The organism is Bacillus cereus group sp. MS39 (assembly GCF_040448665.1).
Taxonomy (GTDB): Bacteria; Bacillota; Bacilli; order Bacillales; family Bacillaceae_G; genus Bacillus_A; species Bacillus_A wiedmannii.
The window spans coordinates 2075051-2100893 of record NZ_CP123058.1 but is presented as its reverse complement, the minus strand read 5'-3'; the positions used below and the strand labels follow the sequence as shown (position 1 = coordinate 2100893).

The following is a 25843-nucleotide window of genomic DNA, read 5'->3' as shown; positions in this document are numbered from 1 at the left end:
TAACATAACATCTTATTATTGGTAGAAAAAAAGGCTGATTTCTACTTTTACAAGGAATCCGCCTTTTTCTTATTCTATGACTCTATTCATTTCTTATACATTCCTATCCTGGCGTGAGTTTCATGGTTCTTGTTTGTTACTGGATTAGCCGAAAAACTGTATAAAATCTTGCATACTCTTAGTATGGGTTTTTTCAAAAATACTGGCCCCCCCAATATGTGCTTTCTTATGGGTATTTCTTGAACCCTCATTCCCCCCTCCCATCCTTTGTCTATCTTTAAGAGTAACTCAGCTTGTTTATTTACAGTTCTTGCAACGAAGCATTGTACTCCTCCTATAGCCAAACAAATGATTCAAATTACACATCCATATTTTTTTGATCAAACTACAAATGCAATCTTTTTTCATTTCATTCATTATGTAAATAAAACAGGATAATCCGCCATCATAATGGACTAATTATCCTATAAATCTTTATCTAAGTTTAATAAAACTAGAACTTCTTTCCCTATGTATCATTACTTCGTTACCTCACCAAACTGCGCTCTCGTTACTTTCGCTAAGTCATCCACTTTCAGCTCAATTTGGATACCGATTTTCCCGCCGCTTACAATGATCGTTTCAAGCGATTGAGCACTCTCATCAATACATGTAGAAAATAACTTCTTCATTCCGACTGGTGAACAACCGCCGCGAATGTATCCTGACACTTTCGTAATATCTTTTACAGGAATCATTTCAATTTTCTTTTCACCAACTGATTTTGCCGCAGCTTTTAAATTTAGTTCCTCATCTACCGGGATAATAAACACATGATAATTTTTACTATTCCCTTGAGCGATTAACGTTTTATATACTTCTCTTACTTCTCGTCCAATTTTCTCGGCCACTGATACCCCATCAATTTTCCCATCATCTGGATCATATGACATCATCGAATATTCAATTTTTTCTTTATCCAATATTCGCATCGCATTTGTTTTATCTTTTTTCATGAGCTTCTCCTTAAAAGGTTATTTCATAACATTAAGTTTTCTTTTATTATACACCTTTTTCTGTTTCTCCTGTATAACTTCACATTTTTGTAGATATATGTATGCATCATCCTACTAAGATTTTATTTCTCATTAAATTCAAACTCACATAAAGAAAACAGATATGGAGCCTTCAAATGAAAGGCACCATATCTGTTTTACATTTAACGTCCAAACTCTTTATTAAATATTTTATCCCTACCTGTAATGACTTCTGGACCTACTGCATTAATAGCTGTTACTAAAATATGTTCTCCTCCAATAGGTCCACCGACCCTCGTTTCAAATCCGAAAGTCCCACCAGCATGCCCCCAATACGATTGCCCGTCTGGTGTTTTCTCTTCATAAACTCCTAGTCCAACCTTACCTATAGGTGAATCTACTGTTGTGAACATCTGATCCATTAGCTCTTGATTTAAGAGCTTTCCACCCAACAGTGCACTGAAGAATGTAGTCAAATCTTTCACTGTTGAAACCATATCTCCAGCTGCATTTGCCCATGACTGATTAATTTCTGTCAAATCATATAAACGACCTGATCTATCCATATTATATCCATTAGCATGCTTACCCGGTATATGCGAACTTGCTTCCATTACGAATGTCTCTTTTAACCCAAGCGGTTCAATGAATCTTTTTCTAATTTGCTCCGCATACGTATCTCCTGTTACCTTCCGAATAATTTCCCCGGCTATAACAGTATTTGTGTTCGAATAGTCCCAGCCCTCCCCTGGTACAAATACAGGCGGTTTTGCAAGTGCTAAACTTATAAGCTCATCGGTACTATAATAACGAAATGGGTTTTGAGGCAATGTAATATCTCTCATATCTAAATCTGTATATGCTGCAATCCCACTTGTATGGTTTAATAACTGACGAATTGTAATTTTACTCCCATCATATCCGTTACCCTGCACAACTCCCGGCAACCATTTTTCAACTGTATCATCAAGGTTTAATTGTTTTTCTTCAGCCAATTGCAGTACAACAGAAGCAGTGAATGTCTTCGTTATGCTTCCGATACGGAACGAAAAATTCGGTTCTACAGGGCGTGGCATCTCGTAACTAGCTGTTCCGGTAGCATAGGACCAGCTTTTTCCATCCTTTAATCCGCCAGCTATAACACTTGGAATTTTTTTATTCGTTACTACTTGATCCATTACATTTTGTACTTCTTCTCGATGTTTACTTTTCTTTTCCTTATCAGTGGGTTCCTTTTTTGATTTTGCCGCAAATTCTGAAGCTAAAATATTGTTAATCTGTTTTTCAGCTCCTAATACATTAATATTTATCGAGATAACATGTTGACCATCTTCCGTTCCACCAGCAAAGTTAGTAAAGCCAGGAATACCACCACCATGTCCCCATACTTCAGTACCATCTGGCAATTTTGTTGTATGAATACCAAGCCCATACTTTCCTATTGGGGTATCAACTGTGTTAGTCACCATCTCCTTCCGCATTTCTGGTGACAGTAATTTACCACCTAATAAGGCACGGAAGAACGTTGTCATATCTTCCCCTGTTGAAATCATTTCACCACTAGCATTAGCAAATGATGGATTAAACAAAGTAATATCTACTAATTTATCCCCCATATTTAAATAGCCACGTGCATTTTTCTTCGGAATATCCATTGAACTTCCTGGAAGGACTGTTTCTTTTAAACTAAGAGGTTCTATAATTCGTTTCTTTATCTGCTCGGCATATGATTCCCCTGTTACCTTCTGAATAATTAATCCTATGATAACCATATTCGTATTCGAGTATGACCAGCCTTTTACTGGTTCTAATTGTAAAGCACGAGAAATTAATTGTTCCGCTGTATAATTCTCACTTGGATTCTCTATTAATTTCTCTTTAAGATCTGGAGTCAGGTAATCAGCAATTCCGCTTGTATGATTTAATAGTTGGCGAATTGTGATTTTATTCCCATCATATCCGTTTCCCTTTACAAGTCCTGGCAACCATTTCTCTACTGTATCATCAAGATTTAGCTTCTTCTCTCCTGCAAGCTGCAATACTACTGTAGCCACAAAGGTCTTCGTTGTGCTCCCGATTCTAAAAGCAGAATCAACATCTACTTTATGATTTCGCTCAATATTACCTTCGCCAGAAGCATACGCCCAACTTGTCTCTCCATTTTTCACAGTAACAATAACTCCTGGAATATTCTTTTCATCGGCAGCTTTATCGACAACTTGTTCAATTGATATCCTTTTGTTTATCGCATGTACGTTTTCGTAAGAAGGTATCGCTAACGCCCCAACTAATATTGCCCCTGTTAAAGTAAGGGCTGTTCCTTTTTTTAAGATAAATGACTTCATTATGCATCGCTCCTATTATTTTGAATTTTTCTGTTGCCTCACTCCCTCACCTTAACTTCAATATTGTTAAATAACGTAGTGACAAAACGCTTTAATTTATTTATGACGCTTTATGCAACTATGTCATATAAAACATGTGACAAACTGTCAACTGCTTCATATGACATACTTTATTGACTGTCTTTCTATTGACGATTTCAAAGATATGTTACATGATAAATCTAAATCATTAGATAATTAATCTTAAAATACAAGTAGGTGCTTATTTCATGTTATCATTCACAAAAAAATGGATTTGGTATGATTGGATATTTGTGATCATACGAACATTTTGGCTAATCGTTATCCTTGGTGCCAATTTTATGTTTCCCTCATTCATTCATACGTCCGGTCTAGTTGTACTTCCCCTTGCTCTTGTTGTTTACCTTATACCATTAATTGTTCGATATAAGAAGACAGAATGGTACCCTGCATTCGATATTCTCACTGCAGGTTGTTTTTATCTTTACTTAGCATCCGTAGCTCCTGATTTACTTTGGTCTTTCATTTTACTCGTAATCATTATTGGACTATGTAGTAATCAAAAAAATTATATATGGAGCGGTATTTTTTGTGGGTTTGTTTTTCCACTATTGAGTGCTTGGATTGCCAACCAACCGCCATATGAACTAATCGTTAGTTGTAGTCTCGGTTTTGCCATTGGCATTTCTTTTAATATATTAATTCAGTATCATAAGCAATCTCGAATTATTGAAGAGCAAAAACTACTATTAGAACAACATATTAGAAAGATTGAAAAGCTTACTCTAATAGAAGAGCGTAATCGACTGTCACATGAACTACATGACACAATTGGTCATACACTTACTTCTCTCATCGCTGGTGTCACATCACTAAGGTCATCAGTACCGAATTCACAGTTTGAAAGAATTGATTCACTTATCAGTATTGCTCAGCATAGTTTAGATGACATCCGAAGACATCTACACGAGTTATCTCATAATTCACTTAGTAACTCATTAAGTGAATCACTACAACAATTAACAGAAGAATTTATGAAATCTACAGGTACAACCGTTACATTTCGGGTGATTGGCACCGAGACTCTTTTGATGCAAAAAGTGAATTTTTGCCTATATCGCTGTCTTCAAGAGTCGTTAACAAACGCTGTTCGACACGGTAAAGCGAGCAACATATCCGTTCAACTGTATTTCGACGAACAACAACTTCGATTGCAAATTGAAGATAATGGTATTGGAATGGAAGAAATTCAATTTGGCTTTGGACTTAGTGGAATGAAGGAACGACTTGAACAAGTTCACGGGACATTGTCAGTTCATTCTAGCTCTGAACAAGGAACATTTATCGTTTGTAATATTCCATTACAAATAAAACCCGCACATGACATAATTCGCTTATTGGTCGTTGATGATCAAGCTCTTGTTACAAATAGTTTAGAGCAAATTTTAGAGCACCAAACTGATTTTATTGTTGTTGGTAAGGCACACGATGGATCCGAGGCATTAAAACTATGTGAACAATTACAACCTGACATTGTACTAATGGACATTCAAATGCCAAAAATGAATGGTATTGAGGCTTTATTAGAAATGAAGCGACATTGGCCTAATATGAAGATTGTTCTTATGACAACATTTGAAGATTCCTTACAAGCAGCAACTGCACTCGAACATGGAGCTGAAGGTTACATGTTGAAGTCTATTCATCCACAAGAAATGAAGGAAGCCTTGAAACTTATTTATAACGGTGGAACTTGGATTGACCAATCGGTTGCTACACGTATTTTTGAAGAAATGAAACTTCAACGTGAGCAATTAGCGAAAATCAAATCAACTAAACAAACTTCTCCATATGGACTTACAAAACGGGAAATGGAAATTTTAGAACATCTATCAAACGGATTACGCTATAAATCCATTGCTGCTAAGCTATTTTTATCTGAAGGAACAATCCGTAATTACTGCTCAAATCTCTATTCAAAGCTAGGTGTTAACAATCGTGAAGAAGCGATAAAAAAGGCACGAACAGAAAACATCTTGTAGGCAATGTGAAATGAATACATTCCGCTTCAAAACTAAAAATATTGATAATTCAAAAATCATCTGATATACTTTGAAAAAACTTATTGTTAAGGAGAGATTTCTAATGCAAAATTTTAATACGTCTTTCCAACTTCATCATCATACGTAACGCCGTGTATCCGAAGAAAAATTTTTCTTCGTGGGTACAGGGCTTTTCCTGTTGACCCACGAAGTGTTCATAAAGCTATGTGGGTATTTTTATACCTGCATAGCTTTTTTTAATTTAAAAAGGAGTGATTATGATGGAAATGAAAAATGTAAAAGGAACGAAAGACTATTTACCAGAAGAGCAAGTGCTACGAAATAAAATTAAAAGAACGTGTGAAGATACGTTTGAACGTTATGGTTGTAAACCGTTAGAGACACCAATGTTAAATATGTATGAGCTTATGTCTTACAAGTACGGCGGTGGCGATGAAATTTTAAAAGAAATATATACGCTTCAAGATCAAGGAAAACGTGACCTTGCCTTACGCTATGATTTAACAATCCCATTCGCAAAAGTCGTGGCGATGAATCCGAATATTCGCCTTCCCTTTAAACGGTATGAAATTGGGAAAGTATTTCGAGATGGCCCTATTAAACAAGGGAGATTCCGTGAATTCATTCAATGCGACGTTGATATAGTCGGTGTTAATTCTGTCATGGCAGAAGCTGAACTCATGAGTATGGCGTTCGAACTGTTCCGAACGTTAAACTTAGAAGTAACGATCCAATATAATAACCGAAAATTGTTAAACGGTATTCTCCAGTCCATTAACATCCCTACTGAATTAACGAGTGACGTCATTTTATCATTAGACAAAATCGAAAAGATTGGGATTAATGGTTTACGAAAAGATGTACTAGAGCGCGGAATTTCTGAAGAAATGGCTGATACGATATGTAATACCGTTTTATCTTGTCTAAAGCTTTCAATTGATGACTTTAAAGACGCTTTCAATACTCCATTCGTTGCCGATGGAGTAAACGAACTACAACAATTACAGCGATATTTAATCACTCTTGGAATAAATGAAAATGCTATATTCAATCCGTTTTTAGCACGAGGACTGACAATGTACACAGGTACCGTATATGAAATCTTTTTAAAAGATGGCTCGATTACATCTAGCATCGGTAGCGGTGGCCGTTACGATAATATTATCGGGGCATTCCGTGGTGATAATATGAGCTATCCAACAGTCGGTATTTCATTCGGTTTAGACGTTATTTATACAGCACTATCACAGAAAGAAACAGTATCATCTACGGCGGATTTATTTATCATCCCACTCGGGACAGAGTTACAATGCTTACAAATTGCCCAGCAATTACGTTCTACCACTTCCTTAAAAATCGAACTCGAACTAGCAGGGCGCAAACTAAAACGTGCCCTTAATTATGCAAACAAAGAGAATATCCCTTATGTGCTTATTATTGGTGAAGAAGAACTTAGTACAGAAACCGTTATGCTGCGGAATATGAAGGAAGGTAGTGAGGTTAAGGTTCCCCTTTCTTCTTTAAGTAGTTATTTATAATACGAACCACCCTCGTTTGGGTGGTTTTTCTATTTCATAGATAACGAAACATTTTAGTTAACATAAAATAATTATATTCTACTAAAAATCACAAGTATTTAATATCCAATCCCCTATCATTTTTGGTAATATGTAGATATGAATGATTTTAGGAGGATTAACTTTGAAAACTTACATACAAGCACTAAAGTGGACTACAGGTATCTATCACCTTTTATTACTTCCTTGTTATTATTTATTTCCAAGTCTTGTTAACCTATATGGGATACCTTTGCTACTATTGATTGCTTTACATATCACTACTATTTTATTAGCTAAAAAAGGTGGCATGAATACGTACCCTCATTATATCGGTATTATCGTTACTCTAGTTGCCTTCTTTCCTTATATAGCAATCGTTCTACATATAATAGCAGCTGTTTTCCTTTTATTAGATGCTGCTTCTATGAATGCAAAAGAAGTGTATGATTCATAGCTGGATAAAATAAAACTTTAATCAGTAGAGTTTTGAAGTAGGTTAGCAAATTACAAAATCAATCTTACAAACTAAACTTATTGCTAACACCTAAAAAAGATTTACTTTTTAAGTAAATCTTTTTTTATTTAAATTTGTATCCCTTACTTCAAATTAATAAAAGAATATTCTGTTTTATTTTTATAAATTTCTAAATATTTATAATACATTCAAATTAACATACATTTTAGTTATGTAAAAAATCTAAGTTTAAAGGAGATGCATCTATGCTTAAAAAGTTGGTAGCAGGTGTATTGTTAACTGTTTCGTCGTTAACTGGAGGACTGGGATCAGTATCAGCTAGTACCGAAAAGGATTATTCGATTACCTCTTTTGAATATGTAACTGTAGATGAAAAGACTGTAGATGCGTTTAATAAGTTTGGTGCTCCATCAAAGGAAGACGTAAAAATAACGTTAGTTCTACCGAAACAAAATCAAAATGGAGACTGGTTATCTTATGGATTTTCGAGCAAAGAAAGTTTAGAGTCTTTTATTGAAAAAGATAAACAACGGTTGAATTATACAATCACTCCCCTTGGTGTTGGGGGAAGCGGACCTAATAGTACAGACTTCTATGAACATGCAAATAAAGGTGGCGAGTATTTTTCTCTTAGTAGCGGTTTTAAAAATTTGCCTCCTAGTTGGCAAAATAGAATTTCTTCTGTAAGTACCGCATCCCCTACCGCTAGCTATTCAACAACGTTATGGGAACGTACTTCAACTGAAGGATATGGAAAAGGTATTTTTTTCAAACACGCTGATTGGTATGGAAAAACTGTAAACTTGAATGAATTTGCAATTTCAGCAGTTGAAGTTAAAAAGTAAAAAACATAGAAATAAAAGGTGTCTTTACATATGGAAAACACCTTTTATTTCTACAACTCTTAACTATTATTTTTCGTATTTCTACTTTCCAAAACTTTCTCCATATTATGAGTTGCCCATTCCATCATTAATAGAATCATTGGACGTAGTGATTCACCAAGCTCCGTTAACGAATATTCTACTTTTGGCGGCACTTCACGGTATACTTCACGATGTATAATGCCATCTGCTTCAAGTTCTCTCAGCTGCAGTGTTAACATTCTTTGTGTGATATTAGGTTTTAATCTTTTTAATTCATTAAATCTCTTTGTACCATCTAATAAATGATACAAAATAACCCCTTTCCATTTTCCGCCAATAACCTCAACCATAGCTTCCACTGGACAAGAATACTTGTTTAAAAATGGGTAATTTATATTATTTTCGTTTGAACAATCCATCATAAGTCTCTTCCCTTACCAATAGTATCTTTTTTGATACTATAACACATAAATGTGCGTACTTGTATCTATGTTACTTTAAAAATATAATTTACTTACAAAAATAAATTAATGAAAAGAGGAACTTTTATGACAAATACAAAACAAATTACAAAAGAGAAAATTATGGAGGCTTTCCATTTCAGACATGCATGTAAAGAGTTCGATCCTATGCACAAAATTTCAGAAGAGGATTTTCATTTCATTTTAGAAACAGGCAGATTATCTCCTTCTTCTTTTGGTTATGAACCTTGGAAATTTATTGTCGTACAAAATAAAGAATTAAGAGAAAAACTACAACCGTATTCATGGGGCGCTAGCGGGCAACTTGCAACAGCTAGTCACTTTGTCATTGTTCTTTCAAGAAACATTAAAGATATGCATTATGATGCAGAGTATATTAAATATATGATGAACGATATTATTGGATTACCTGAAGACACTCAAAAAATTAGATATGAATTCTTCAAAAAGTTCCAGGAATCCGATTTTAACTTGTTACAATCGGATCGTGCTGTATTTGATTGGGCATCTAAGCAATCTTATATTGCTTTAGGTAATATGATGACGAGTGCAGCTCAAATCGGCATTGATTCTTGTCCAATAGAAGGATTTGATAAAGAGAAAGTAGATTCTTTACTTCGTCAAGAAGGTATTATAAAAGATGATAATCTTGAAGTATCTGTTATGGTTGCCTTTGGTTACCGTAAAGAAGAGCCAAAGCGTGATAAAACAAGACAAACTATGGATACAATTGTTGAATGGATTAAGTAATATAGCACTCACAAATAAAACTCCTTCTAGCTAAATACTTATTCTATTGAAGAATCAGTTGTTTTTCTAATGTATGAAATTGATTTTTCATGGAAAGATATGTTAGTATGTATACAGTTTGAGCGCTCTATTTTTTAGAGTCGAACAGGAGGAGAATGGATATGTCTGATATTGAAGTTGGCGAAGTATTTACTCTCAGTGATGAGAATAATGAGGATCAGGAAGTAGAAGTACTTGGAGCGATGGATGTCGAAGGCGCAGAATATATTGCAGTTGCCTTCGTAGAAGACATTCAAACAGAATCTGAGGAAGACATTGATATTTTCTTTTTAAAAGTAGAAGAAGATAATGAGTTTTCATACATTGAAAATGATGAAGAGTTTGATAAAGTATCTGCTGCTTTTGATAAAATTTTGGACGAACAAGAGCAAGAATAATAAGAATGAAAAACACGAGGGTGGATGCATATCCGCCCTCTTTTTATTTATCCCGCTATTCGCCGGGCAGTAAGACTCCCACCTCAAAATTCGGCAAATGCGAGGAGTTAGGTGGGAGATCAACTGCCCGTAAAAGCCCAATTGGTGAGGGCTGATAATCAGTGTGGGATGGACAAAACCCCCACTGATTAAAGTTTCACTTTATCACTCACCCAAAGACTTATGCAACAATTCCAGTACATCTTTCATCACAAAAGGCCCGTCTTTTTTCACATGCTCAGCGAATTCAGAAACGAGACGTAATGTTCTTACACTTTCAATTGGATGCTCGCCTGATGCACTTTCAGCAGAAAGCATAACTGCGTTCGTTCCGTCCAGTACAGCTTGAAACACATCCGTTACCTCCGCTCTTGTTGGAATAGCATGATCTACCATAGATTGAAGCATTTGTGTTGCTGTAATGACATATGTATTCGTTCGATTACATTCCTGAATCATCATTTTCTGCAAGAGCGGAATAAATTGATACGGCAACTCTACTCCTAAATCGCCCCTTGCAATCATAATTCCGTCTGCTTCTTTACATATATCTTGAAAATTCTCGATCGCTTCCATCGTTTCTATTTTGGCAATTAAATTAGGTGACGTTTCTGTATACTGTTTTATAAAATCTCGTATTTCTTTTATATGATTAGGTTTTCTTACAAAAGAACATGCGATAAAATCAACATCCTCTTCTAAAAGAAACTGAATATCTTTTTTATCTTTCTCTGTAAGAGCCGGTAAACTAACGATTGCCCCTGGTAAGTTCACCCCTTTATGTGATGAGATATTACCACCTGTTTTAACCTTTGTTTCTATTTTTTCCTTACTTACCTTTTCAACAATTAATTCAACTTCTCCATCATTAATCAAAATTCTACTGTCTACTTTCACATCATTCGCGATTCCTTCATAATCAACACTTGCTTCCGTATTGCTCCCTGTAACTGGTTGTGTATGTAAAATAAAAGACTCTTCCGCCTGAAGTGTAATTTGTTCTCCGTTCATTTCACCTAATCTTATTTTAGGACCTTGTACATCACCCAAAAATTTAATAGAGTCATCTAAAGATTTCACTAAACGAATGATGTCTTTATGACTTTCATGCGTGCCATGTGATAAATTTAGCCGAACAATTTTCATACCGTTCTTTATTAACTGTGCTAATGTTTCTTTATTATTGCTTGCTGGTCCAATTGTACAAATTCGATCGATTGTCATTTTTGTGACCCTCCTTTTTCGTTAGGATTCCCATAAACTTTACTTACACTCTCAACATAAAAAAGCCTACTCACACAAGTAGGCTTTTGAAACTACGAAAGTTTCGTTAATAACTGATTTAAATCTTTTTTCGTTTTCGTCGTTAACGACTTCATTTTAGTAACATCAATCTTTTCTTTCTCCGCTCCTACAATTAACGGATACATACTTTGTCCGATTGTTTTATATTCAGCTGGATGAGATGCTTCTAATTCTTTCTCGATTACATCCCACTTTTCATTAATTTGTTTTCCAAGTTTATTTACTGTTTCTAACTTAGGGTTTGCAGCTAATTGCTTGTCTAAGCTTTCAATTAATGCCGCAACTTCTTTAACACTCGTTTTCACAGCTACGCTTTTCTTCGGATCTTTCGTTGTTTTTCCGTTTGAGTTTGTACTTGTACTTTGATCTGTTGTTTTTCCGCTAGTCGTTTCGTCATTCGTTTTTCCTGTCGTTTCTTTTTCTTTTGTTTTCACATTCTCATTTTGAGTTGATGTTTTGCCGTTACTCTCTGTTCCTGATGATTCTTTCGTATTTTTTGCATCTTTATCTGTTTTTTCATTTGAAGAAGTATTTGTATCTTTTTCAGTATCTTTCGTTGTTTTTGACGTCTCATCTGCACTTGTCGTTTTTGATTCTCCTTCATTTTGAGCTGTTACTTGCTCTTTCTTTTCTGTCTCTTTATCTGCTGAAGGACTACAAGCTGCCATAGTAAGCATTGTACCAATTGTTATCGATGCGATAGCGACCTTTTTCATTTTCATATAAATCCCCCTATGTTTACTTTATTTATCCTCCCCTTTACGATTCGATTTCCCCTTAAAAAATCCCTTTTCACATGAATTACCATCTTTCCGACAGTAATCTTCATAATAATACGTACAAAAACTGATAAACCCATTTGAATATTCGAGTTTCTTCTACTTCATTTTTCTTCTCTGTAGTAAAAGAAAAAGAGTATATTGTCACATAAGGAATTACTATCTTCATTTGACGATATACTCTCCTATCAAATTTTTATCTTTCTTGACATTTTATTTATACAAAAAAATAATATTTTCTTTTATTTTTTTGTTTCTCAACATTTGTTAACATAATATATTTATGAGTAACCACCGTTCGAATGAATGACTTGCCCCGTAATCCATTTTGCTTCTTCACTTACTAAAAAAGAAATTAAGCGTGCTGCATCTGACGGTTCTCCTACTTTACCTTGCGGGAACTTCCACACTAAATGATGCTTCAGCTCCTCTGTAATCCATCCTGTATTCGTCGGTCCTGGATCAACAGCATTCACTGTAATTCCCTTCTCCATCGCAACTGGTGCTACTGATTTTGTAAATGCTTCAATTGCTCCTTTCGTCGCTACGTATGCTAGTTCATCAGGCATTGGCCCTAATGACTGTCCTGAAGTAAGATTAATAATACTGCCACTCGTTTTCAGTGCATAATGTTTTATAAATAATGAACTTAATAACATAGTAGCGCGAACATTCACTGTATAATGTTTATCTAACTGTTCTACATTTAATTCTTCAATTCTCGTATGAGTAGAATACGCTGCATTATTAATTAAAATAGATGGATCACCTAAACGTTCTGAGACCATATAAAACAAACGATTTGGCGAATACGACTGCGATAAATTGATTTCTGCCATTTCACATCGAACACCTAAACTTTCAATCTCCTCTTTCAACAAAAAGGGCTCTTTATCATGCATTCCCCACGGCATCGCTTTATCATACTGAGACCAGTACGTGAAAAAAATGTCTATCCCTTTTTGAGCAAGCACCTTGCATACAGCTGCACCAATTCCATTCAGACGAGTTGCCCCTGTTACAATTGCTATTTTCTTCACCTTTTCTCCTCCATCTATGGATAAATCCCCTGCACGAATACAGAGGATTTATCTTTTTATTCAATATTTGACAATATACGTTCTGCACCTAATTTTAAAATTTTAATGAAGATATAATTTACAATCGTAAACATTACAAATAAAACGATAAACATAACCCACAGTCCTACTTGAAGGAAGAAGTATAATAGACTTACTCCCGCTACAATAACTAAAGCTATAAAAATATTAGCTAAAAAGTTCCACAAAGTTGTATATCGGCTCTTAAATAATTTCTGCTCTGTATCCCAATGTATATCTGCAGTTTGTGCATCCCAGCGTGTACCGATTAAATTGATTAGCAATAAACCGTTCGCACTTAGTAAGAACCAAAGTACCATAAATACTGGAGATATCCCCGCTACAACTGCCATCGTAATACCGAATAATGCTAAAATAATTACATTAATTAACCAAGCAGTGATCGCTTTCGCAAAAAAGATATCCGAAGCTTTTACAGGTAAATAACGATTCACAAACCATGAACTTCCATCTCGTGAGAATGATGTTGTTGCGATAACATTACTTCCCATTAAAAATAACGATGCACAAAGACCAACGCCAATTGCAAGACCTGCTGATTCTGGATTATCAATATACCCTGTTATCCACTTTAAATTTCCATCTTGCACGAATAAAACAAAGAATAACATAATCGGCATAACGAAAGTTTGTACGATACAATTTAAGAAAAATTGCGGTGTACGGAATAACGTTTTAAACTCTTTTTTCACATACGCTTTCAAATGTGAACTTTGTACCGTTGATTTCTGTAAACCTTCTGCTGAAATGACCTCTTTTTTTGCTGTACTCGTTGAAAGTCCAATAACCCCTTTTAAATATGTACGCTCTGCAATGTAATAAAACAACACAAAAAATACAAATGAAATAAGTGCAAAGATTATTACGTATAAAGGACCCTTCCAATTTGCATTTTCTACTAATGCCACTGCTCCAAAATATGTAGTTGGAAAATAATTTGTCATTTGTACTAAAAGTGAAGATTCGTTGCTCGCAAGATAATTCGTAAGTGCATCTTCAGAAAATGAACTTTTATTTTTCCACTGTAAAAATACATTAATTCCTACAATAAATAGTATACTTACGATTCCAATAAATATATTGCCTCGATCTTTATTTTTCGCTATATTTGTATACCTCATAATAACTGTCATCAGTAATGAAGCTAATACTAACGGCACAATCGGGAAGAGTAAGTAAATAAAAATCATGTATATGTAATATGTAATAAATGCGCCACTTTTTAACCCGTACGTAATAAAGATTGGTAATAAAATAAATGAACTCATTACGTATTGTGTAATTAATACCGTTAGAAACTTTGCCGAAATAATCTGCGCTGGTTTCAATGGTAACGGCAATAACATTTCAATGTCATTACTATAGTAAAATACAGTTAAAATGTTCGTTATACTCATTAAAAATACCCATATACTCGCAATCGCAAGTCCCATTGCGATAATCATTCCTGGATCTTGCCCCAAATGTTTCATACCTTCATACATTCCGTGCGTCATCGAACCGAATATTAAAAAACCAACAAATAAAATGGCTGCAAATGAAAATACATACGCCCAGCGCTTCTTCTTATCTGTTATGAAATCTGCATAATTTAATTTCAATAATACTTTCGTTAACGTCCAAATTTTACTCATTGCCCGTCATCTCCAAGAACATTTTTTCAAGTGATTCATTGGATTTAAAATGATCTCTCATTTCATTTAAATTTCCTTTAAACTGAAGATTTCCCTTATTAATAATCGCGACGCGGTCACATATTTTTTCTGCCACTTCTAATACGTGCGTTGAGAAAAATACTATCTTTCCTTTATCCGCATGCTCTCTCATCATTTCTTTTAAAATATATGCAGATTTCGGATCAAGCCCTGTTAACGGTTCATCTAAAATCCATACATCTGGCTCGTGCACGAGCACACCAATAATAACAATTTTTTGTCTCATACCGTGTGAATAACTTTGAATTTGATCAGATAACGCATTATAAAGATCAAACTTCTTTGCTAAAGACTCGATTCGTTCTTGGCGTACTTCTTTCGGCACTTCATACATATCTGCCATAAAGTTTAAATATTCAATTCCCTTTAATCGTAAAAACATATCCGGACTATCTGGAACATAACCAAACGTCTTCTTCGCTTCCATCGGATTTTTCATAATATCTTTACCGTTAATCGTAATCGTCCCTTTGTCCACTCCATGAATACCAGTAATCATCTTAATTGTCGTTGATTTACCCGCACCATTCGGTCCTAAAAACCCAAAGATTTCTCCGCTAGGCACAGATAAACTTAAATCTTTTACTGCATAAGTAGACCCATTATAACTTTTTGACACATTCGTAATTTCAATCATTCCATCCAATCCTTTCCTTAATTACCAAATAACTATATTAACATTATAGCATACTTATATTTTTAGATTTTTATATTTTTTCAGTTTTTTCAACCTTTAAAATAAATATACACGCCTAATCCAACGATTAAAACGACAGCTAGTATAATATAAATCATCGTCAGCCGTTTAATATTCCCTTTTGTCGCTTTACTATAATCCGCATCACCATTCCGCCCAATTAATACCGTTGCCACTACAGTAATCACTACAAGTAATACAACGATCATAATCCAAGTTAGCATTCCTTCCTCCCCCTCCTTACAACCATTTTACAATATTATCCTCTTTATTTCGCATTATATTTCCTCTTTTTACTATTATTATGAAAAGAATTGGAAAACTATTATTACTATACATTTTCATATGTGATATATTTATAACATAACGTGATTTATTTCTAACATTGAAAGGAGAATCTATCGTGAAAACAACTTGGATTAAATATTTAGGATTTCTCGGTTTCTTTGGATTCCTCGGCTTTTTTTATGAAAAAGGATTGTTTACTATGTTCTGTTTCTTCTCCTTTTTCACATCGTATAGAACAGTTCAACACGATGAACTGTTTGAACAAATCGTCAATAAATCGTGCCGCAATGCATTTATCGTTACATTACTAACGACCGCTATCATTATGTTTATTGAAATGTTATTTCCAAACCCGGCGCTACAAGAGATTGATATCGCTCTTCTTTTCGGCACACTCATTCTTACGTTCGGCTTCTCTATGTTCTTTTACGATAAACCAGTGGATGAATTGGAAGATGCACCATGGCGTTCGTAACGAAAATAAAAGAATACCGCGCCAAATTGAATATGACACAAGAAGATTTAGCGAAAACTGTTGGTGTACGTCGTGAAACGATAAGCCATCTCGAAAAAGGAAAATACAACCCTTCCTTGCAACTTGCTCACCATATTGCGAAGGCACTTCATAGTACAATTGATGAGGTTTTTATTTTCGAGGATTAATTGAAGACAAAAAATCATATAAAAATACCGGCATTCTTTCCATGAAGAATACCGGTACTACTCATTTATCACCCATACAAAACAGCATGAAATACGCCTAACAGTAAGTATTGATCCTCTATATAATCTTCATCATATACATCCATTTTGATATCATACATATCTTCCTCAAGACGAATATTCCAATCTGCGATTACATAGCCGTTTCGCAATAACTTTCCCAGTCCAATTGAAGTTTTGTGAACAACATATTCTTCTCCCTTATATGTAAAGGTAAATAAGAAATTTGCATCTAATAACTTTCCATCACATACAAGTATTTCATGCTCTGCATCATTATTATCGATGTACGTTACTAAAATCCTTCTTTGACGCTGCCTACTTACATCCTTTGCAATGACGCGAATATTGTCCTTACTATCCTTTATTTCATAAATGATATTACTACCGACTTTCGGAATAAAGTCTAGCACTCTCATCAACGTATTTTTATAATAGCCCCGTACTGCGCCTACTTGCTTGCTTTCATTGTAAACCTCTATCGACGTCGTATCCGCTTTACTATCGCACAGTCGTTTGTAAGAAAGCTGTATCACTCGCTCTCCTCTTAAATACTGATCAAACGTAACAGGATATTCTATCGCGCGCAGTTCCTTATTTAGCTCATATAAATAACGTTGAACGCTCTCTACTAATGCTGTCGTGGATATACGCTCTTGAAGTTCAAATTGTTGCCAACTAGAAGAAATTCTCCACTGATCTTCCTCTTCATAGAAGAATCCGAGAATTACTTCCTCACGGTCACTCGTTTCATAATTCATATGTACGTTTTGACCGTATTGTACTTGTTCCATCCACTGTCCTAAATAAATGCCGAGCTCTGCGACCTTCATACATGACTTCTGAAAAAGTACGCTGTCACTCGCGCGAATCGTTAAATCCCCTTCAATAAAGCCCTTTGTATAAGCATCATACTTTGGCTCATCCTCCTGCGGAATAGCCTTGTCTAACTCAAATAAAAACGTTAACATCTTTCACTCACCTCTAGTTATTACACCGATCGTACCTATAAATTGAACGCAACTCAAATTATATCGACACGATTAAAATGAAACTACCTTTTCTTCCGCCACTTCCACAATTTCTAAAATTTGTAGCAGGCTCTCCACTTCATAAGTCGGCTTAACATCTGTCTTATTTTCTTTCAAACTTGGATTATACCAACACGTATCAATGCCGTAATCTTCTCCGCCTTTCATATCAGAAGTTAGCGAATCTCCGACCATTAGTACACTTGATTTATCAGTAATCCCAAACTTCTCAAATGCATAATCAAAAATCTCACGTGCTGGTTTTTGATGACCAACCTCTTCTGAAATAATAATATGATCAAAGAAATTACATAAAGGCGAATTTCCAATTCTCGATTGTTGTACCTTCGTATATCCATTCGTAATAATACCTAACTTGCAATCTTGTAGTTTCTCACATAATTGCACTGCACCTTCTATAAGGTGTACTTCTTTCCCTAAGTTTTCAAGGTATACATCACTAAATTGCTGTGCATCTACTTCTATATTATGAATGGCAAATAATTGTCTAAATCGATCTACCGCTAATTCACTTAGCGTAATCATTTTATTTTCTAAATCTCTCCATAATCCATTACTAATCTCTTTATAACTTGCAAGATAATCATTATACCCTGTAGGCATCCCGAACTGTACAAACGCTTTATGCAATGCGTTTCTCTCCGTTTCAGGAAAATCTAATAATGTATCGTCTACGTCGAATAATATAACTTTATATTTCATTATGCTCTCCTCAACTAGTACGTTATTTACAACTTGTATTTTCTCATTAATTGGCTCTTAAGTCGAACTTTTTCCCTTTATAAATAGTAACTGTACAGAGAATTTAAAGTTGCTTTAAGGCATACGAGTTATGTTATTCAAAAATAATTAATTGTGAAAACACTATAAATTTGAGATAATTTGGATAATGACCCGATTTTAAAAAGGTAATACAGGAATAGAAAGGGGCGGAAAGACATAGTAAATTCGTGGGAAAGACCAAAAATACACATCCCAAAAACAAAAAGTGAATGGGCTGGAGATATCATTGGATATTCATTGTTCTTTGGATCAATCATTTTTTTGATCATCATTTGGGGAAGATTGCCCGAGGAAGTGCCCGCACATTATAACGCATATGGAGCTGTAGATCGCTGGGGATCAAAGTGGGAACTTTTGCTTTTGCCAGGAATAGGGCTATTCATACTCCTTTTAATGCAGGCTTTAGAAAAGTTTCCAGAAGTTCATAACTACCCACAAAGACTGAATGAATTAAACGCTAAACAGTTTTATTTAAACAGCAGAAAAATGCTAAATCAATTAAAAAATGTCTGTTTACTTATTTTTGCTTTCATCCAATTTGAAACCATTTCAATAGCTTTAAAATGGAGCGGCGGTTTCGGAAAATTATTTTTACCGATATTGTTAATTGGGACAGTTATTCCAATTGTCATAGGGATAATAAGGCAACGAAAAATTTCATAATAGAAACAGGAGGCTAATCCAATTAGCCTCCCCCCTCATTATTTATCCTCTAGCAATAACACTTTCATTTCCTCTAACGACTCTTTCGTAAAGCCAAGTGCTTTTTCAGCATATGCTTCAACTGAACCGTATTGCTTTTTCACTTCATCAATTGCAGCTTGTAAATATTCAGCGCGCGCTTCAAACATTGCACCTAATATTGCTCTGCTTTCGTCGTTTTGTAATTTTGCACCTAAAAAGGCCATCATTTTTTCATTTAACTTTTCACGGAAACCGTTACTTAGTAAGTAGTCTTCCATTACTGTTTTTTCCGGTACACCTAGTAAAAGTAATAACAGTGCCGATCCAAATCCAGTACGGTCTTTTCCAGCTGTACAGTGGTTTACTAACGGTAAGTTTTCTGGATTTTGTGCTAAGTTTAAGAAACTTACGAATGCTTCATTACCACTTACGAAATCTTGATTCATTTTCACAAGATACTCGCCTGGTTTCCCTAACATAGAAAGGTCACCAACTTGGAAAAATTCATTAATATTCAAGTCTTTCGCTAAATCTTGCATAACTGGTAAGCACACTTGACGAGCACCTGTAATCTCAGGATTCGGCTTATGCTTCACTTCAAAATCTGTACGGTAGTCACAAATTAACTTTAACCCAGACTTTTTTAAATAGTCGATATCCCACTCTGTTAGTCCTGCTAATTCTTCAGAACGGTACAACTTGCCCCATTTTACTTTACGGCCTTCAGTCGTTTCATAGCCTCCCATATCACGGAAGTTAAACGCGCCTTGTAATGGCAATCTACGCTCAGCTACTGTCACTGCTTGTCCATTACTTCCTACTATTCTAAAATATGGACGCTCATTTTCACTCGGGTTTTCAATTGTACATGATGATTCTCCATTTACCGTTGCAAGTAATTCTCCAGTTTCTTCAATATGATCTGGTGAAGTACTCCAATAAATACGAACTTCTTCTATATTATTTTCCCACTTTATATATAGCGTATTGTCTTCATTTCTTTCTACAGTCGCTTGTAACCAATTTCTTTGCTGCTCCATTCTTTCACCAACACTTTCTCGTATAATCGAATCTTTCTTTATTGTATTATAGAAATATCTATTTTGTCGTTCTCATTTTTCTTTTTATCTTACAAACAGGCAAGAAGTTCTTTTACTTGTTCAAAATTTGTACACGGATTCCCGTTAAACAAGTTCAAGAACCTTTTTCACCCTCCTAAACCTTCCTCACATATCGCTCAGTAGAACTTAATAACTGACATCCATTCTTTTCAAAAACATCCTTCATCCACTCATTTTGTACATTTGTCTCGCCAATATAATATGATGCGCCTATTTCTTTTAAGACAAACATTGCTCCTGTAAAGAATACCGTTTCATATCCTTTATTTCGCATATTTGGAGCAACTGCGAAATACATTAGTTTTCCTTCTTCTAACGTCCCCTTTTCAATATGCGGGATTACAATTCCTACCGGCTCTTCACCTACACTCGCTGTTAAACAATGCTCTTTCCATTGCTCACCAATTTCTTGCAACATCATATTTACAAATTGATCATAAGTGACTTGTTCTTCCGTCATTTCATTCCAAAGAGAATAAAAAGTATCTTCTCCTACTTCTTCAATAAGCTTAAAATCAATTTCACTTTCTACATCTTCTACTTCATATATATCCTTAAACACAATCATGTTTTCAGTAACATATTCAAATAAATACGTTTCAAAACATTTCTTATACACATCGTAATTTGGGCTTTTTGAAGAAATCTCAAAATGTAAGTTTTCTATTCCCTCTTTTTCAGCCTCAGCAACGCAATATTGCATCATTTCCTTTAATTGCTCTTCTGTAAAAGACTCTGCATTATTTTCTTTTATCATGATAGAAGAAGCATTTCTTCTTATTTTAAAATGTTTTTCTAACTGTTCTATAGTCATCATATACTTCCCTCATCTATGTCATACTCGATTTTCTACTTGTTCTCCTTGCATGAGCAGGATTGTCCTTGAATATATAGAATACTAGAAAACATCGCATCTTTAAAGTGCGGAGGAGGTTCTCCATTGGATATTACAACGTTACAACAACAGTTAGAGCTTATACAACAAAATGACTATACGCAACTGCAACATATAGATATAAATGAGTTAACGCTCAATATGCTTCAGTATGTCGGAACGACTGATAGTTACGTTCGTTACCAACTTATATATAAATGCTTTTCCTATTTCATTCATCATGAATTCCTTATGGATGATCAGCTGAAATTACTTCTGCAAACTTGTTTAAGCGATGAGTATTTATATTGTGATATTCACTCCCCACATACAGATGGGGTTTTCACACGTTCTTACACTGTTTCGTTAATCGCGCTAATACTCCAATTCGCTAACTCGCACTACTTTTTCACAGAGGAAGATATTGAAGAAATAAAAAACAAACTCATTTCATATACAAACTTAGAAACGGATTTTCGAGGCTATATTGAAAATAAAGGATGGGCTCATTGTCTTGCCCACGTATCAGATGCCTTTACTGAAATTGTTCACAATTCCTATACGACCTTTGAATGGTATGAAGAATTAATTCATTGCTTATTAAATAAAATTTTTATCCCATCTGATCTTTTTCACAATAACGAAGACGAACGCATTATTACGCCGTTACTAGCAATGCTGTATCATGACTTTCCACAAGACGAGTTAGTCTCTATTATTCATAAAAAAATAAAAAGGCTTCCTCAAATTAGAAAACGCCTTTCGCTTAATGAGTATTGTATTTTATGTGCCAACATTAAAACCTTTTTACGCACATTATTTTTCAGAACAAAAGATGATCATAACTTAGCATTTACAGCACGTAAAACAGAAAGAATGTTAAAAGAACTTCCTAACTATTATTAAAATATAAGGAGAACAACTATGGGATATATTGAAGACATGAGAAATCTAGTAGGTAATCAACCACTTATTTTAATCGGTTCACACGCCATTATATTAAATGAGAAAAATGAAATATTACTGCAGCTCCGTACAGATTTTAACCGCTGGGGTATTATTGGTGGTGCCTTAGAATATAACGAAACGTTAGAAGAGACTTTAAAGCGAGAAGTATATGAAGAAACGGGACTTATCATTAAAAATCCAGAACTATTCCGTACATACTCAGGACCTGATTTCTTTCAAATCTACCCAAACGGCGATCAAGTACACGGTGTACTAGTCGTTTATATTTGCCGCGAATTTAACGGTGAACTTATACGTGATCAAACTGAGTCAAAAGAATTACGCTTCTTTCCACTTGATGAATTGCCTATTACGCTTCATCCAATCATTGAGAGGATTCTTCGCGATTTTCATCACTCCAATTAAAAATAGAAATAAAAAAACCTCATTTCCCGTCATGACAACGTGAAATGAGGTTATTATCGTTCACCGCAAATCCCTATTTCCCCAAAATGATATTAACGTTCTCTTTCTACAACTTTATATTCCTTTATAAAAAGGATAGTTATATAAGAAACAATAAATGAAAAAATAGTATACATGCCCACCCAAAAGAAAAATGGTGGATCGTACAATGTAACATTTAATATAAGAAAAATAAGAAATGTTACCATTGGTATCACGTAAAATGTACCTATTTTATAAGTCCCAGCTATTGAAAAAATACAAATAAGCAATGGATATATACAGAAAATCAAAATTGACTCACTCAATGTTATGTCCCCCTTTCTGAAGAAATAATAAGTTTCTCGTAAACATTTTGGGGAACAACAAAGTTTTATAGTTTTATTCGTTATTAGTAAATAAAACGTTAGATCGTTATCTCAATCTGATTTCCTTCAGGATCACTTACTACACTTTCATAGTAACCATCCCCTGTGGTACGCGGGCCGTTTAACACAGGGTATCCTGCTTCTCTTAATGTATTAGTTAATTCGTTCACTTTTTCTTTACTACCTACAGAAAAAGCAATATGCGCATATCCTATTGTTTGCGTTTGTACTTTCTCGTCTATCCCTACCTGTCTCATAAATTCTAGACGCGCACCACCTTCAAAAGTTATGAAATAAGATTCAAACTGCTTTTTCTGATTGTGATATAAGCTATTTTCTTCACCATTAAAGTACTGTTTATAGAAATCACGCATTCCTTCTAAATCATTCACCCAAATTGCTACATGTTCAATTTTCATAATCGCCATCTTTTCTTTTATGTTATTCAACTGACAATTGGATGTTTCATTGCCAGCACATTTAATTTTCTTTATTTGTTTTCGTAATCATAAGATCCAGTCCAAGGCTTTTTAACCCATACAAATAATCTTCTTTCCAATTACTCACTGTTATTTTCGGAATATGTTCCGCCGGAATGTACTGCGGACAACTTTTTACAATTTGATCTATTACAAATTGGTTCACTTCATCATCACAGAAGATGAATCCATGAGGGTTAATAATAGCTATACATGTAGCTATTAAACGGGTAATAGCATCTATATTATATTCCTCTGGATTATTGGAATTTTCAACTTCGTCTCCACTTCTCAAAGCTTGCAAGAAATTTTTATTATCGTACTGCGGGACGAAAGATATCTCTCCTGAGAAAAATGTACTTCCGCGTACGACATCTCCATTTACCATAATCCCCGCACCTGGGCCATTTTGACCTGAATATAAATATACAAGAGAGGAATTGTCGTTATTTCCAGTTCCTTTATAATAACCGAGCACTGCGGCATTCATATCGTTTTCTATTACTACAGGTATAGAAAACAGATCCTCCAAATGACTTTTCAAATTAAAATTTTGGAACTTTTCATAACCAGGTATATAAAAAATACGGCCATTATCAACCGAACCGGGCACACCAATTGATATAGAGCTTATTTTCGGGAATGTAGCTATAAGACTTTCAATATGTTTAGATAATAGATTCACGCCAGTGTCAACTAATACACTTGAAGTACTTCCTTGCTCTTTTACGTCCCCTAAACAGTTAAAAATTGTATAGTTTGTCTCATTTTTTTCTAAAAATATCGCTAAACCTAACATATATTCCGGATTATAAGCATATCGTTTCGCTCTTCTTCCACCACTTGAATCATCTAGACCGACTAAAGTGACTTCACCGTCTTGTTTCATATTTTCTATAAATTTACTTATCGTTGGAAAACTAATTTCTAATGTATTACTAAGTTCAACTTTCGTTGCACTACCTCGCTCTAGAAGAGCTGTACGAATGCCGCGAAGAATCGTCTCTTTAATCGATTTTTGAGTAACAAATTGTTCACTCAAATCGCTCACCACCTTAATCAACATACTTATTAAACACTTTTAATAAGTTGCGTTGACAATATATCATACATCATTTTCTAAAGCAATAGAGATGATATATTTCTACTAGCGGCACTCCGTATTTAACTCGATGTATTCTCTCTCGTAACAGACGATACAATTCCAGACAAGATAACAAATAATAAAACAGCTAGCAAGGCATTACCTATTCCGAATGCTTCTCCAAGTATGCCTAAAAATGGTGGACCGACTAAAAACGCTGTAAAACCGATTATAGAAACTGTAGCAACATTAGAAGTCGCATTTTCGTGGTCATCTCCAGCAGCTGAAAGTCCAATCGGGAAACCTAGCGCTGCACCAATCCCCCACAGTACTACACCAAATGCTAGAAAATATGAGTTACTCCCAAATATGACGATTGTCATTCCTATAATAGCCATCATAATAGTAGCACGCAAAACATTGACACGACCGAATCGATCAAGGAAATAACTACTACACATACGAGCTAACGTCATTGCCAATACAAAAATTGTATACATAATAGAACCTGTCACTACACTTTGTTCATGTCCGTCTACCATTACGATAGGTAGCCAATCATTTGCACTTCCTTCTGCAAATGCCATCCCGAGTACAAAAAGACCAATTAAAAGCACCTTTTTTTCCATACGTAAGGCAGTGTGCTTCGCTCGCTTTTTGTTCCCCGATTTCTCCTTCTTTCCTGTTCCATGCGGAAGAAAACGATACAACATACATACAAGTAATACAAACACGACCGAAATCGTAAGAAACTGATACAGAATTGGGATGTGAAGCGACGCTGCGGCAGTACCACTGAGCGCGCCTACTAAAGTTCCTACACTAAAAAAGCCATGGAATTTCGGAAGAAGAGTTGTTCCTAATTTCTGCTCAATGGAAGAACCTTCTACATTCAATGCGACTTCCGCCAATCCGTACCCTACTCCAAATACTAGTAAGCTACTAAAAGCCCCAATGCTAGAAACAAAATAAATATTTAAACCTAAACAAATCAATCCAACAATCATAAAAAACATACTACCTATAATAACGTCTCTAGCTCCCTTACAGTCAATAAAGCAACTTGCACTCAGTAAACCAATTATTGAACCAACAGATAGTCCGAACAAAATCCAGCCTATTTCTGCATTTGACACTGCTAACATATCTCGAGTAGCTGCTGTTCTTGAAATCCATGTAGCAAACGCGACGCCTGGCAAAGCAAATAAGAGAAAAAGAGCATTTCGAGAGGCATGTAATGTCTTTTTATGATTGTCCGCACTATATTTCTCCATATGAAACGCCTTCCACATTGTCTATACGAT

The 25843-nt window shown here is 34.9% G+C and carries 28 protein-coding genes; 11 read left to right on the top strand and 17 right to left on the bottom strand.

What is annotated here, in order from left to right:
* Positions 1-518: 518 nt before the first annotated feature.
* Both ybaK and QEP67_RS10940 read right to left on the bottom strand, forming a co-directional pair.
* The gene (gene ybaK / locus QEP67_RS10945; protein WP_000710865.1) at positions 519-995 is read right to left on the bottom strand and encodes a Cys-tRNA(Pro) deacylase; all 477 of its coding nucleotides are present in this window, start codon (positions 993-995) and stop codon (positions 519-521) included.
* A 203-nt stretch (positions 996-1198) separates the two neighbouring features.
* Complete coding sequence (locus QEP67_RS10940) at positions 1199-3361, bottom strand: serine hydrolase domain-containing protein (protein ID WP_064459702.1); 2163 nt, start codon at positions 3359-3361, stop codon at positions 1199-1201.
* Between the two features lie 269 nt (positions 3362-3630).
* On the opposite strand from QEP67_RS10940, the gene QEP67_RS10935 reads away from it, so the two are divergent.
* From QEP67_RS10935 to QEP67_RS10920, 4 genes are all read left to right on the top strand, one after another.
* A complete protein-coding gene (locus tag QEP67_RS10935) occupies positions 3631-5424 on the top strand; it encodes a hybrid sensor histidine kinase/response regulator transcription factor (RefSeq protein ID WP_000948361.1) in 1794 nt (597 codons plus the stop codon).
* A gap of 281 nt (positions 5425-5705) precedes the next feature.
* Positions 5706-6983, top strand: coding sequence for a histidine--tRNA ligase (locus QEP67_RS10930; RefSeq protein WP_353706576.1), 1278 nt, complete (start codon positions 5706-5708; stop codon positions 6981-6983).
* A 163-nt stretch (positions 6984-7146) separates the two neighbouring features.
* Entirely contained in the window at positions 7147-7458 is a 312-nt protein-coding gene (locus QEP67_RS10925) for a hypothetical protein (RefSeq protein WP_000860713.1), read from the top strand.
* Positions 7459-7724: 266 nt separating this feature from the next.
* Positions 7725-8324, top strand: coding sequence for a hypothetical protein (locus QEP67_RS10920; protein WP_000914468.1), 600 nt, complete (start codon positions 7725-7727; stop codon positions 8322-8324).
* Positions 8325-8383: 59 nt separating this feature from the next.
* Here QEP67_RS10920 and QEP67_RS10915 read toward each other — a convergent pair whose 3' ends face one another.
* Positions 8384-8764, bottom strand: a complete 381-nt coding sequence (locus QEP67_RS10915; protein ID WP_000340656.1) for a winged helix-turn-helix transcriptional regulator — start codon at positions 8762-8764, stop codon at positions 8384-8386.
* Between the two features lie 129 nt (positions 8765-8893).
* Here QEP67_RS10915 and QEP67_RS10910 point away from each other — a divergent pair, with 129 nt between their 5' ends.
* Positions 8894-9577: an NAD(P)H-dependent oxidoreductase gene (locus QEP67_RS10910; protein ID WP_000185618.1), complete on the top strand. Its 684-nt coding sequence runs from the start codon at positions 8894-8896 to the stop codon at positions 9575-9577.
* Between the two features lie 155 nt (positions 9578-9732).
* Positions 9733-10014, top strand: a complete 282-nt coding sequence (locus tag QEP67_RS10905; protein WP_002008111.1) for a DUF1292 domain-containing protein — start codon at positions 9733-9735, stop codon at positions 10012-10014.
* A 204-nt stretch (positions 10015-10218) separates the two neighbouring features.
* Here QEP67_RS10905 and QEP67_RS10900 read toward each other — a convergent pair whose 3' ends face one another.
* From QEP67_RS10900 to QEP67_RS10875, 6 genes are all read right to left on the bottom strand, one after another.
* Positions 10219-11277, bottom strand: coding sequence for a pyruvate kinase (locus QEP67_RS10900; protein WP_000151071.1), 1059 nt, complete (start codon positions 11275-11277; stop codon positions 10219-10221).
* A gap of 92 nt (positions 11278-11369) precedes the next feature.
* Entirely contained in the window at positions 11370-12080 is a 711-nt protein-coding gene (locus QEP67_RS10895) for a hypothetical protein (RefSeq protein ID WP_000782551.1), read from the bottom strand.
* A 338-nt stretch (positions 12081-12418) separates the two neighbouring features.
* A complete protein-coding gene (locus QEP67_RS10890) occupies positions 12419-13177 on the bottom strand; it encodes an SDR family oxidoreductase (protein WP_000716969.1) in 759 nt (252 codons plus the stop codon).
* Between the two features lie 56 nt (positions 13178-13233).
* Positions 13234-14892 (bottom strand): ABC transporter permease, encoded by a 1659-nt coding sequence (locus QEP67_RS10885; protein ID WP_000036859.1) that lies wholly within the window; start codon positions 14890-14892, stop codon positions 13234-13236.
* Positions 14885-15610 (bottom strand): ABC transporter ATP-binding protein, encoded by a 726-nt coding sequence (locus QEP67_RS10880; RefSeq protein WP_000570200.1) that lies wholly within the window; start codon positions 15608-15610, stop codon positions 14885-14887. The genes QEP67_RS10885 and QEP67_RS10880 overlap by 8 nt, the downstream gene beginning before the upstream one ends.
* 89 nt (positions 15611-15699) lie before the next feature.
* Positions 15700-15894: a hypothetical protein gene (locus QEP67_RS10875; RefSeq protein WP_000958864.1), complete on the bottom strand. Its 195-nt coding sequence runs from the start codon at positions 15892-15894 to the stop codon at positions 15700-15702.
* Between the two features lie 179 nt (positions 15895-16073).
* Between QEP67_RS10875 and QEP67_RS10870 the strand changes: the two genes are divergently transcribed.
* Positions 16074-16433: a DUF3796 domain-containing protein gene (locus QEP67_RS10870; RefSeq protein ID WP_000859215.1), complete on the top strand. Its 360-nt coding sequence runs from the start codon at positions 16074-16076 to the stop codon at positions 16431-16433.
* Positions 16421-16621, top strand: coding sequence for a helix-turn-helix transcriptional regulator (locus tag QEP67_RS10865; RefSeq protein WP_000896310.1), 201 nt, complete (start codon positions 16421-16423; stop codon positions 16619-16621). The genes QEP67_RS10870 and QEP67_RS10865 overlap by 13 nt, the downstream gene beginning before the upstream one ends.
* A 68-nt stretch (positions 16622-16689) precedes the next feature.
* Here QEP67_RS10865 and QEP67_RS10860 read toward each other — a convergent pair whose 3' ends face one another.
* Positions 16690-17652 (bottom strand): hypothetical protein, encoded by a 963-nt coding sequence (locus QEP67_RS10860; protein ID WP_000955090.1) that lies wholly within the window; start codon positions 17650-17652, stop codon positions 16690-16692.
* 72 nt (positions 17653-17724) lie between these two features.
* The gene (locus QEP67_RS10855; RefSeq protein WP_000875923.1) at positions 17725-18435 is read right to left on the bottom strand and encodes a YjjG family noncanonical pyrimidine nucleotidase; all 711 of its coding nucleotides are present in this window, start codon (positions 18433-18435) and stop codon (positions 17725-17727) included.
* Between the two features lie 318 nt (positions 18436-18753).
* Between QEP67_RS10855 and QEP67_RS10850 the strand changes: the two genes are divergently transcribed.
* Positions 18754-19179 (top strand): DUF1648 domain-containing protein, encoded by a 426-nt coding sequence (locus tag QEP67_RS10850; protein WP_002108012.1) that lies wholly within the window; start codon positions 18754-18756, stop codon positions 19177-19179.
* Between the two features lie 38 nt (positions 19180-19217).
* Here the strand turns inward: QEP67_RS10850 and QEP67_RS10845 are convergent, their stop codons facing one another.
* Both QEP67_RS10845 and QEP67_RS10840 read right to left on the bottom strand, forming a co-directional pair.
* Entirely contained in the window at positions 19218-20240 is a 1023-nt protein-coding gene (locus QEP67_RS10845; protein ID WP_000437825.1) for a tyrosine-protein phosphatase, read from the bottom strand.
* A gap of 175 nt (positions 20241-20415) precedes the next feature.
* Complete coding sequence (locus QEP67_RS10840) at positions 20416-21138, bottom strand: GNAT family N-acetyltransferase (RefSeq protein ID WP_000988270.1); 723 nt, start codon at positions 21136-21138, stop codon at positions 20416-20418.
* A gap of 123 nt (positions 21139-21261) precedes the next feature.
* Here QEP67_RS10840 and QEP67_RS10835 point away from each other — a divergent pair, with 123 nt between their 5' ends.
* Positions 21262-22101 (top strand): DUF2785 domain-containing protein, encoded by an 840-nt coding sequence (locus QEP67_RS10835; protein WP_000355707.1) that lies wholly within the window; start codon positions 21262-21264, stop codon positions 22099-22101.
* Positions 22102-22119: 18 nt separating this feature from the next.
* Positions 22120-22569 carry an NUDIX hydrolase gene (locus QEP67_RS10830; RefSeq protein WP_000540481.1) on the top strand — a complete coding sequence of 150 codons (450 nt, stop codon included), beginning with the start codon at positions 22120-22122 and terminating at the stop codon, positions 22567-22569.
* Positions 22570-22661: 92 nt separating this feature from the next.
* On the opposite strand, the gene QEP67_RS10825 is transcribed toward QEP67_RS10830, so the two are convergent.
* From QEP67_RS10825 to QEP67_RS10810, 4 genes are all read right to left on the bottom strand, one after another.
* A complete protein-coding gene (locus QEP67_RS10825; RefSeq protein ID WP_000004305.1) occupies positions 22662-22916 on the bottom strand; it encodes a YbeF family protein in 255 nt (84 codons plus the stop codon).
* A gap of 98 nt (positions 22917-23014) precedes the next feature.
* On the bottom strand, positions 23015-23395 hold the full coding sequence (locus QEP67_RS10820) for a VOC family protein (protein ID WP_064470924.1): 381 nt from the start codon (positions 23393-23395) through the stop codon (positions 23015-23017).
* A gap of 61 nt (positions 23396-23456) precedes the next feature.
* The gene (locus QEP67_RS10815) at positions 23457-24497 is read right to left on the bottom strand and encodes an ROK family protein (protein ID WP_000003041.1); all 1041 of its coding nucleotides are present in this window, start codon (positions 24495-24497) and stop codon (positions 23457-23459) included.
* Positions 24498-24619: 122 nt separating this feature from the next.
* Positions 24620-25813 (bottom strand): MFS transporter, encoded by a 1194-nt coding sequence (locus QEP67_RS10810; RefSeq protein ID WP_353706575.1) that lies wholly within the window; start codon positions 25811-25813, stop codon positions 24620-24622.
* Positions 25814-25843: the final 30 nt, after the last annotated feature.